Annotated in this window: 7 protein-coding genes and 1 pseudogene; 5 read left to right on the top strand and 3 right to left on the bottom strand. The window is 63.0% G+C overall.

Annotated elements, in window-relative coordinates; translation table 11 throughout:
- Positions 1-52: 52 nt before the first annotated feature.
- Positions 53-1,753 (bottom strand): ShlB/FhaC/HecB family hemolysin secretion/activation protein, encoded by a 1,701-nt coding sequence (locus BJD12_RS00465; protein WP_005997296.1) that lies wholly within the window; start codon positions 1,751-1,753, stop codon positions 53-55.
- Between the two features lie 589 nt (positions 1,754-2,342).
- Between BJD12_RS00465 and BJD12_RS24855 the strand changes: the two are divergent.
- From BJD12_RS24855 to pgaD, 5 genes and pseudogenes are all read left to right on the top strand, one after another.
- A pseudogene (locus tag BJD12_RS24855) lies at positions 2,343-3,086 on the top strand (tetratricopeptide repeat protein); the annotation flags it as partial.
- Between the two features lie 208 nt (positions 3,087-3,294).
- Positions 3,295-4,449: a PgaA family protein gene (locus BJD12_RS24850; RefSeq protein ID WP_005997299.1), complete on the top strand. Its 1,155-nt coding sequence runs from the start codon at positions 3,295-3,297 to the stop codon at positions 4,447-4,449.
- A complete protein-coding gene (gene pgaB / locus BJD12_RS00455) occupies positions 4,431-6,329 on the top strand; it encodes a poly-beta-1,6-N-acetyl-D-glucosamine N-deacetylase PgaB (RefSeq protein WP_005997300.1) in 1,899 nt (632 codons plus the stop codon). Before BJD12_RS24850 ends, pgaB begins: the two co-directional genes overlap by 19 nt.
- Positions 6,330-6,332: 3 nt before the next feature.
- Positions 6,333-7,586 carry a poly-beta-1,6-N-acetyl-D-glucosamine synthase gene (pgaC, locus tag BJD12_RS00450; RefSeq protein WP_005997301.1) on the top strand — a complete coding sequence of 418 codons (1,254 nt, stop codon included), beginning with the start codon at positions 6,333-6,335 and terminating at the stop codon, positions 7,584-7,586.
- Positions 7,583-8,029 carry a poly-beta-1,6-N-acetyl-D-glucosamine biosynthesis protein PgaD gene (pgaD, locus tag BJD12_RS00445; RefSeq protein WP_005997303.1) on the top strand — a complete coding sequence of 149 codons (447 nt, stop codon included), beginning with the start codon at positions 7,583-7,585 and terminating at the stop codon, positions 8,027-8,029. The genes pgaC and pgaD overlap by 4 nt, the downstream gene beginning before the upstream one ends.
- Positions 8,030-8,514: 485 nt before the next feature.
- On the opposite strand, the gene BJD12_RS00440 is transcribed toward pgaD, so the two are convergent.
- Positions 8,515-10,386 (bottom strand): methyl-accepting chemotaxis protein, encoded by a 1,872-nt coding sequence (locus BJD12_RS00440; protein ID WP_005997304.1) that lies wholly within the window; start codon positions 10,384-10,386, stop codon positions 8,515-8,517.
- Positions 10,383-10,754: a hypothetical protein gene (locus tag BJD12_RS23635; RefSeq protein WP_005997305.1), complete on the bottom strand. Its 372-nt coding sequence runs from the start codon at positions 10,752-10,754 to the stop codon at positions 10,383-10,385. Before BJD12_RS23635 ends, BJD12_RS00440 begins: the two co-directional genes overlap by 4 nt.
- Between the last annotated feature and the right edge of the window lie 24 nt (positions 10,755-10,778).

Below are 10,778 nucleotides of genomic sequence, written 5' to 3'. Positions count from 1 at the left end.
CGCAGGCGTCATCAATCAACAAGCGCGCCGCCGGTTGGCAGCGCGATCCATGTCAGAACTGGTAGATCACACGCACGCCATAGGCCGGCTGCGCAGTTCCAAATCCATCGGGCCGGTGGATCGCCCAACCGGCAAACGCGTCGACGCTGGCGCCGAACCAGCCACCGCGCAGCCCCGCTGCGCCGCCGACCAGGCTGCGGCTACGCAGCCCGCTGGCGCTGGTGCCATCGATCCGTCCTGCATCCAAACCTAGGTAAGGCGTGAGCCCGATTTGCTGCACCGGAAAACTCAGGGTATTGCGCCAATACGCGCCTTTTTCGGCGCCCAGGGTCGCTTCGCCATCGAACCCGCGCACGCTGTAGCGGCCGCCGATGGTGAAGAATTCCGAGCCAAGCAACAGCTCGCCCGCGGTCTGCGCACGCAGACTGCTTTCCCAGGCCATCGGCACCGGGCCCAGCTTGAACGGCAGTGCAGTACTCACGTCCAGCGTGGTCACGCCATACCGAAAGCTGGGGAAGCCGATCTGCGGGTCGTAGCCGGTCCATTGGCTGTTGAACCACGGCGTGCCGCGCCGATGTGCGACGCGCACGTCCAGCTGCATCGTGCCCAGATAACGCCGATGCGTGAAGTAGAACTCCGCGCTGCTGGTATCGCGGCGCTGGATACCGATCTCCACGCCGTCCAGATAGCTGCGCGCACGCCGCCGACCCAGCGTGACACCGGCAGAGGTCTTGCTGGTGCCATTGCGATGCAGGACGCGCTGGATATCCAGCTGGGCATTGCTGGATTCGCCGCTGGACTGAAAGGTCTGCAGAAACCCGTCCACGCGCTGGTGATAACGGTATGACGATGCCGAAAGCGCAACCGTCCACCAGCCCCACGGCAGGCTGTAGCTCAGGCTGTTGCCACGGGTGCCGCGCTCTTCATCACGTGTCGCCAGATCGTGGCTGTAGCCGACACTGAGCAGGTCGTTGAGCCCCAGCGGATTATCCAGCGACACATCCAGCCCCCCCTGCATGCGGCCAGTGGCTTCCACGCCAGAATCCTCGGCATTGACCACACCGCGCCAACGCCGGCCGTGCTGCAGGGTGATGACCAGATCCGATTCGCCCGGCGCCTCGCCCGGCGCGATATCGATCTTGGCGTCTTGCGATGGCAGGCGCTTGAACTGCTCGACGGCCTGTTCGATCGCGCGCAGGTCCAGCACATCGCCACTGCGCAACGGCAAGGCGCTCTTCCAATGCGCAGTGCCGCTATCGGACACCACGCGTACGGCACGCAAGCGGCCCGGCATCAGTTCGAAGCGCAACTCGCCGCGCGACAGGTCCTGCTCGGGCACGCCGATGCGTGTGGTGACAAAGCCGCGCGCAACCAGCTGGTCCAGTGCGCGACGGCGAATGACGTCGATGCCGATGCGGCCGATGCAGCGCCCCTCGTAACGGCGCAGCGATTTCCACAGCCAGGCGAACCGTGCAGCATCCTGGCCCGCACCCGACAGGCGCACGCGCGTGATCGAGAAGCACAGCTTTTCTTCGGGAAGCGCAGTGCTGTGTGCATCCACGCGCTCGGCGTCCTCGCGCGGGCCGGCGAAGGGTGCCTGGCGCTCCTGCTCCTGTCGACGCTGAATCTCTTCGGCCTGGCGCAGTTGCTCCTGCCGGTCAAGGCTGCTCGGTGCCGATTGTTGTGCAGCCGCCTGCCCGGCGACCGCCCATAGGCAAGCCGCCAGCGCCCACGGCGCCGATCGCATCCACATCTGTCGTGTCCCCTGTGCAACGGTCACGCCTGAGCCTGCCGTCGCTCGCGTCACCGCACCTGGCTGCCAAAACGGCAGCACAACCCTTGGGTGCGGCGAATGCGGCGCAACTTTGCTGCACCGTTAAGGACAGGTCAACGCTGCGTGTAGGGGCCACCCTGTAAGAAAATCCCGACAACTACTTTTATGTGAAATAAGTCACATAAATATCGGACGCGACCGTAACGGCTACGCAAACGTCGTCTACCGGCAAAGGGCCGCCAGGGGCATCAAGTTCCGTCAACACGCTCTTATTGAACGATTCCTGACATGCCTTGCAATGCATATCAATGACTCTACTCTCGTTTAACCAACTTCTGAGACCCAGGCAGGCGTTCGAACGTCGGTCTATGCATCGCTGGCTACGCAATGCTGCGTCGCTTTCCACCGGGCCAATGATTGGGCGAACCCCGCGGAGTCATGCCAACCAATCTCAAGTAATGAACATCACATCAACATAGTGATGACATTCGCTTTACACGGGCATACGCAGTATCGCCGCTCTTCATAGCTGGACCGCTTGTGAATTTTTCTTCCCTCCTGTTTGCACATGCACGTGCAGCGCGGTCGTCCTGACCGCACAGGCGCACTCACTCCCCTGATCAGCCTCGCCTTGTTTGCCGTATGTGTGCCCCTGGCGCACAGCGGTGAAGTGCGGTCGACAGATGTGACTGACGCCTCCATTGCCTTAACGCCCATGCAGCAGGCCGAGCAGTTACGCGGCCAGCAGCGCTTTGCGGATGCGCTTGCCATCTACCAACGCGTCTTGCGTGCAGACCCGCGCGACAAGGGTGCGTACACCATGCGTGCGCTCACGCTCAGCGATCTGGGCAGCGCGCAGCTTGCCGCAGAAGCGGTGTGGCGCCATCCCGATTGGTTCTCGCAGCAAGAGCGCGAGCGCATCAACAACGATCGCGTCGCACGCATGATCGGCTGGGCAAGTGCCGAACCGGTCGATGCCGCGCACCGCTATGCAGAGACCGATCAGGCATTGGTCAATGTGGCACGCATCGAGCGCGACGCGCCGCCACAGGTGACGTGGGAAGCGACGCGCTTGCGCATCGATCGCCTGATCGCACTCAACCAGCGTCAGCGCCATCGCGATGTGGTTGCCAGCTATCAGGCATTGCGTGCGGAAGGCATCGAGGTGCCCAGCTACGTACTGCCGACAGTGGGTGACTCGCTGATGGGGTTGCGTCGCCCTGCCGAGGCCGAAGCCGTGCTGCGGCAGGCGCTGCAACACAACCCGGACGACTTCAGCACCCAGCTGCTGCTCGGCTACGCATTGCTGGAGCAGGAACGCTTCGATCAGGCGATGCCGTTGTTCGAGCAACTTGCGGCCACGCAATCGCCGTGGCCGCGCCGCGCCGGCGCAACCAGCGGTTACGAAAACTGGGACCGCTTCAGCGCCGATGTCGCACTGGCGGCTGCGCGTTCTGCCGCCAACGACAACCGTGGGGCGGACGAGATACTGCGCGAGCGCATCGCGATCGGCCCCGACAATGCCGAGCTGCACGCGGCCCCTGGCGTCGATCGAATCGCGCCGTGGCCACACCACGCAGGCCCTGCAACGCAATCAGATCGCGCTGACGCTGGACCCGCATCAAAAGCAGGCACGCAGCGGCGTGGTCGAGAACCAGCGCGATCTCGATCGCCTGGATTTGGCCGATGCGCAGTTCAACACCTTGCACGCCGAGTACCCCGACGATGTCGGCCTACAACGGCTGGGGGCATCGCTGGAGCGCCAACGCGGCTGGCAGGTGCATCTGAGCCATGCGTGGGGACGCAGCGACAACGACAATAGCGCCAACGCAATCTCGCCGCTTGGCAACCATTTTGGCAGCTCGCTGCTGGAAGCCGAATCGCCGCTGCTGGGCGAGCGTTGGCGCGTGGGCCTGCGCGCGCGCGAGGACTGGGCCGATTTCCAGGACACCCGCGTGCGCTATCGCAGCTTCTGGCTGGGCACGCACTACCGCTACGACCGGCTGGACCTGAGCGCTTACGGTGGACGCGCCCTGGATGATTTCGATCGCGATGGCACCGCCTGGGCATTGGATGCTGGCTGGCGATTTTCCGATGCGTGGTACGGCAGCGTCGCCTGGCGGACACGCGACCCGGAGGCCTCGCTGCAAGCGCGTCGGTTGGGCATCACCGGCGACAGCATCGGCGCAAGCCTGCGCTGGACACCCAGCGATGAAACGCGCTGGGAGCTGCAGGCACGCCAGCTGCGTTACAGCGATGGCAATCGGCGCAACCAGCTCGATCTATCGGGCAGTCAACGCCTGTGGGCACGCCCGCACGTGCTGATCGATGGACTGTTTGCCGCATCCGCCGGGCGCGCCGAAGATGACCGCGTTGTCGACTACTTCAATCCACGCCGCAGCTCGGGCGTGGCCGCAGGTGTGCGGATCGAGCAGATCGGCTGGCGCCGTTACGACTATGCCTTTCGGCAGCGTCTGGAAGTCACTGCTGGGCCGACCTATCAAGCCGGCTTTGGCAGCCAATGGGTGCCTGCAGCGGCGTATCGGCATCTGTGGTCGCTAGGCGATGGCAGCGTGTTGACGTATGGCGTGAGCTGGTCGCGCCCGGTCTATGACGGCCGGCGCGAACACCAACTTGGACTGGACCTGGATTTCCGATGGGGAGGTACGCCTTGATCCGCCTGCCGCTGTTGCTGCTCGCGCTGCTGCTGATGACGTTTGCGTCGTCGGCGCATGCGGGCCTGCTGGTGCTCAGCTACCACGATATTCGCGACGACGTCGCCGCCAAAGGTGACCCGGACCGTTATGCGGTGTCCACCAGCAACTTCGCTGCGCATCTGGATTGGCTGCGTTCGCACGCGTATCACCCGGTGAGTGTGCAGCATGTGCTGGACGCACGCGCCGGCCGGCGTGCCCTGCCCTCGCGGCCGGTGTTGCTCACCTTCGACGACGGCTTGCGCAGCGTCTATACCCGGGTATTTCCGCTATTGCAGGCGTATGGCTACCCCGCCCTGGTTGCGCCGGTGACCAGCTGGGTCGAACTGCCTGCGGGCAAAGTCGTGCCCTACGGCCCGCGCGATTTTACCCGCGACGATTTCGTCACCTGGGCACAGCTGCGCGAAATGCAGGACAGCGGTCTGGTCGAAATCGGCTCGCATAGCGACGACCTGCACAAGGGCATTGCCGGCAATCCGTTCGGCAATCAGACCCCTGCTGCGGTCACCCGGCTGTGGGATGCGAGCAGCGGCTACGAAAACGAGGCCGACTATCGCCAGCGCATCGAAACCGATCTGCGCCATAGCCGCGATACCATCGTGACGCACCTGGGCAAACCGCCGCGCGCGATGGTGTGGCCCTACGCGGCCTACAACCGCGCCAGCAATGCCATTGCCGCGCAGCTGGGCATGACGCTTAGCTTCGACCTGGAAGGCCGCTCGCACGAAGCCGATATCGGCCAGCAGGGCCGCGATCGCGTGGACGGGCAATCGCTGGCCAGCCTTGGGCGTTTGTTGTTGTTCAACAATCCCGACGTACGCGATCTGGCCGGCGAATTACGCCGCGATCTGTCGCGCGATGGGCTGCGCGCCATCCAGATCGATCTGGATTACGTGTACGACCCGGACCCGGCACAGCTGGCGCGCAACCTCGACATCCTGGTTCAGCGCGTCAAGGACATCGGCCCAAGCCACGTCTTCCTGCAGGCCTTTGCCGACCCGGACGGCGATGGCGCAGCCGACGCGCTGTACTTCCCCAACCGGCACCTGCCGATGCGCGCCGACCTGTTTGGGCGCGTGGCATGGCAGCTACGCACCCGCGCCGGTGTGCGCGTGTTCGCCTGGTTGCCGGTGCTCGGCTTCCATCTGCCCGACGCGCAGCAGCAATCGGCGCTACAGATCCATGGCAAGGACCCGAAGGATGTGCCGCGCCTGGACCCTGGCAATCCGCGTACACAGCAGTTGGTGGCCGATATCTACGAAGACCTGGCCGCCAACGCCTACTTCGAAGGCCTGCTGTTCCACGACGATGCCTATCTGCGCGACGACGAAGTGCCAGCCTACGGTGACGGCGATCCGGCCAAGCGCACGCAGGCACTGATCGGCTTCACCCAGCAGCTCAAGGTCGCTGCAGAACGTTGGCGCCCCAAGCTGGTGACGGTGCGCAACCTGTTCGCGCAGCCGGTACTGGAACCGCACAGCGAAGCCTGGTTTGCGCAGCGTCTGGATGCCTTTTCTGCCGCCTACGACTACACCGCGCTGATGGCGATGCCGTACATGGAAAAAGCCGACGACCCGCAGCAGTGGCTGATGCAACTGGCCACGCGTGTCGGCCAGCAGCCACGCGGTTTCGACAAGACCATCTTCGAACTGCAAACCGTGGACTGGCGCACCGGCAAACCGCTGCCCGAAGGTGTGCTGTTGGCACATTCCAAGCTGCTGCTGGCGGCCGGCGTGCGTCACCTGGCGTATTACCCCGACGATTTCATTGGCGGCCATCCGTCCCTGCCCGAAGCGCGCGAAGCCATCTCGGCCCGCCAATTCCCCTATATCGAGCGATGACCGATGACGACCAGCCTCTTACTGGCCGCCCTGTTCAACTTCGCATTCTACTACCCGATCATCATGGCGTTCTTCTGGATGATCGGCGGTATCTACTACTACCTGCGGCGCGAACGCGGCACGCCTGGGCCGTCCAAGCCGCCGCCGATGGCCAGCGAACCGTTCGTGTCGTTGCTGATGCCTTGCTACAACGAGGCCAAGCACGTTGCCGAAACCATCGCGGCGATGAGCGCGCAGCACTATGCGGATTACGAAATCATCGCGATCAACGACGGCAGCACCGATCGCACTGCCGAAGTCCTGGACGACCTCACCTATCAATATCCGCGCTTGCGTGTGGTGCATCTGGAGCAAAACCACGGCAAAGCCAACGCGTTGCGGGTCGGCACGCTGGCAGCGCGGTCGGATTACCTGGTGTGCGTGGATGCCGATGCGATTCTCGACCCCAACGCAACGCGCTGGATGGTGGGCCACCTGATTTCCGGCCCGCGCGTCGGCGGCGTCACCGGTAATCCACGCGTACGCAACCGCACCACGCTGATGGGCCGCATGCAGGTCGGTGAGTTTTCCGCGATCGTCGGCCTGATCAAGCGCGCCCAACGCATCTACGGCCGCCTGTTCACCGTGTCCGGCGTGATCTGCGCCTTCCGTCGCTCGGCCCTGCACCACGTCGGCTTCTGGTCCGACAACATGGTGACCGAAGACATCGACATCTCCTGGCGCCTGCAGCTCGACGGTTGGGATATCCGTTACGAGCCCAACGCGCTGTGCTGGATCTTGATGCCCGAAACGTTTCGCGGTCTGTGGATGCAGCGCCTGCGCTGGGCGCGCGGTGGCGTGGAGGTATTACTGAGCCATGGCCGACGCGCACTGGCCTGGCGCAGCCGGCGCATGTGGGCGGTGTTGCTGGAATACGCGCTGAGCCTGATCTGGGCCTACGTGATGTTCTTCATCATCGTGTTGTGGGTGCTCGGCAAGTTCATCGCGATGCCGCCCGCGTTGTATGTGGACACCATCCTGCCGCGCTGGCACGGCCTGGTGCTGGCCGTGGTCTGCCTGCTGCAGTTCGGCACCAGCCTGATCATCGAACGTCGCTACGAAAAAGGCCTGGCACGCCAGTTCTTCTGGGTGATCTGGTACCCGGCCGCCTTCTGGATGATCGGCATGCTCACTGCCGTCATCGCCTTCCCCCGCGCTCTCATCGCACGCCGCAATAAACGCGCGCGATGGAAGAGCCCCGACCGAGGAATCCAATGACCCCGCCCATCATCAACCTTCCGCAGCGCCTCGGCCGCTCGCGCCGTCTCGCTTACGGCGCCGCCACCGCCGGCGCCTGGATGGTCTATTTCTATCTCTGGGCACCGCTGGCAACGCTGATCGCCTGGTTCTTCGGCCTGCGCAGTGCGTACACCGAGCTGTATTTGAAGCACAACGCAATCGACCCATTCGCGCTCGGCGCGCTGCCGGTGATCGCACTGATGGCCGCCATCACCACGGTCGGCTGGGCCGAGTACAACCGCCTGCGCTTCGCCAATGCGGACAAACGCAAGCGCCCGCGCACTGTCGCCGAGCCGGAAGTCGACCAGCGTCTGGGTGCCCCCGAACAACTCGGCGCCTTGCTGCGCCACAGCCGTATCTCATCGGTGGCGATGGACAAGTTTGCGAGGCCGGTGGGGGTGCGGGTGGTGCGGCATGGGTGAGACGCGATGCTTGTGAGCCGTCGGAAGACAAAGTTGTCTGCGGTCAAAGCAATGATGGCGCTCCATGCCCATTGAAGCATTTCTTGATGAAGTATTGGGAATCTGCGGGCCAGTCCTGGTACGAAGAAGTCGTGTAGAGCGTGCAACGTACTTCCTGCAGGCGCTCATGGCAGCTACGACGAAGTGTTCGGGATGCCGTCTGCATTGAAGGTTCCGCACTGATTACCTCCATCGGCGGCGCCTTTTATCATTACTTGGCGCGTCGCTAGGCAGCCTGTAGATGCGGTTCAACCCGGCAAGCGACTCGTCATGTCGACGCGTCTTGGCGCGCCTCTGCCATGGTCAACGTTGGCACTTAGTTGTCTATACGCGGCGAAGGCTTTGCGCCGCGCCTGGATCTGCCCTGTGTCAAAAGAGGTCAGACAACTGGCAGCAGCAGTCTCGCCGGGCGCTGCCGGTGAGACTGCACATATGCCAGGGGCCCGTTAGAACTCCTGCCAGCCGCCTTCGTTGCTCCCGGTCGCCTTGACCAAACGCGGCTTGGCGGCGGCCTTCCGCGTAACCGCTGCCGGTCGTGCGGCAATGGTGGGCGTTGTTGAACGGATCGGTGCAATCGCCTTGGCCGCCGCTTTGCTCGAAGGCTCGATCTTGAACACCGCCACCGCTTCGGTCAGCTGCACTGCCTGCTCTTCGAGCGAGCGGGCAGCGGCAGTGGCTTCTTCCACCAGCGCGGCGTTCTGTTGCGTGGTTTCGTCCATCTGAGTGACAGTCTGGTTGACCTGCTCTATCCCTGCGGATTGCTCCTGGGAGGCGGCAGAAATTTCGCCCATGATGTCCGTCACTCGCTGCACGCTGGCGACCAATTCCGTCATGGTCGTGCCAGCGCTACGCACTAGGACTGCCCCCTCTGCTACGCGCTCCACCGAGTCATCAATCAAAGACTTGATCTCCTTCGCTGCATCAGAAGAGCGCTGGGCAAGCGTTCTCACTTCTGAGGCAACTACAGCGAACCCCCGACCCTGTTCGCCGGCACGGGCCGCTTCCACTGCCGCGTTCAACGCCAAAATGTTGGTCTGGAACGCAATGCCGTCAATAACGCTGATGATGTCTGCGATCTTCCTAGACGAAGCCTCGATACCGGTCATCGTTTCAACGACTTTGCCGACCACCTCGCCGCCCTGCTCCGCCACGCTCGCCGCACCAAGGGCGAGCTGATTGGCTTGGCGTGCGCCTTCAGCGTTTTGCCTCACCGTGGAAGTAAGCTCTTCCATGGAAGCTGCGGTCTCTTCTAGGTTAGCCGCTTGTTGTTCCGTACGCTGCGACAGATCCTGGTTACCGGCTGCAATCTCGCTGGCAGCGCCTTTAATCGATACGGCGGACGCCTTGATACCGCCGACAATCTCCGCAAGCTGAGCGGCGGTAGCGTTGGCGTCGTCACGCATCCGCGCGAACACACCCTGCTGTTGCCCTTGCATACGGATTGTAAGATCACCGTCTGCGATCGCTTTAAGCAGCCGCGAAAGCTCTCCGAGGTTATGGTCGACGTTGTGCATCAGACCATTTAGGCCATCGACCATCGCCCGGAATTCAAATTCATAGGCCTGCGCGTTGCCACGGGTAGTGAAGTCGCCAACAGCAGCAGCTTCCACCAAGCCGCGGATCTCACCGTTGATGGCAGCTAGGTTCTGCTTGGTTGTGTCCATCGCCTCGGTAATCTTGGCTTTCTCGCCAGGCAGCCGCGGCATATCAACGGACATGTCACCTACTGCATAGCGCTGCATCACTTGCAGCATGTCTCCGACGAGCCTGACCTGGTCACCGACCAAACCGTTCGTATCGGCGACCATGCGCCCATATGCACCCGAGAATGCATCGGCATTCATGCGATAGCCCATCTCACCAGCGTCGTGACGCCGCGCCATTTCGGCTTGCGCGCTCGAAACTTCGGTGAGCGTGCTGACGACCTGGTTCATGGCTTGACCTAGAAGCCCAATTTCGTCGTTGCTGCGCACTGTCGCTTGCGCAGCAAGGTCGCCGGCAGCGACCGAACGCGCAGCACGTGCGACAGTTTCGATCGGGCGGACGATCGATCTCCGAATCCACCACGCCAGCACGCCCAAGAGGCACAGGGCTGCAGCGATCGTTGCGACCGCGGAATACATGAGCTTTTGCTGGGCAGCCTGGGAAGTAGCGAGCACCGCGGCGTCTGCCAATGTTTCAGTTCGGCTAACCAGAGCCTCGAGGATCTGCGTCGGAGCGCGGTCCTGTCCCTTCACCAACGCATCGCCAGTCTCAGCAACGTAGCCAGCTGCCGCGAACTTTTCTAACGCTGCCTCATAGTTGGCCTGCAACGTCAAATGCGACTTGGCAAATCCTGTGCCAACGCACGCGCTCGGGCGTCCGGCATGGCTTGGGCGAGCTTCTCGGTGCCGGATTGCACCTTCTTTCCCTGCAAACGGAAAGCGTCCAGGTGTTTTTCCAATTGGGCCGGGTCCCGCCCCCGGATGAGCACATTTTTCCACTCCTGCACCTGCATCCGGAAGTCACGACTGACCGCTTCAGCCGCCGACGCTTGGGCAACTTCCTGCGGCACCTTTCCGGAAACGCTAATCCACGCGGTGGCTAATCCAGCCAGCGCGCATAGCAAAACGATCAACAATCCAATCGTGACTGCGCCAAGCAACTTTTTCTGGAGGCTGACGAATCTGGTTACGGCGTACGACATTGAGGCATCCTAATATGGGCATGC

The sequence above is a fragment of the Xanthomonas vesicatoria ATCC 35937 genome (assembly GCF_001908725.1).
In the GTDB taxonomy this organism is placed as follows: Bacteria; Pseudomonadota; Gammaproteobacteria; order Xanthomonadales; family Xanthomonadaceae; genus Xanthomonas; species Xanthomonas vesicatoria.
The sequence above is the reverse complement of the archived record's forward strand: the minus strand, read 5'-3'. Positions and strand labels throughout refer to the sequence as shown.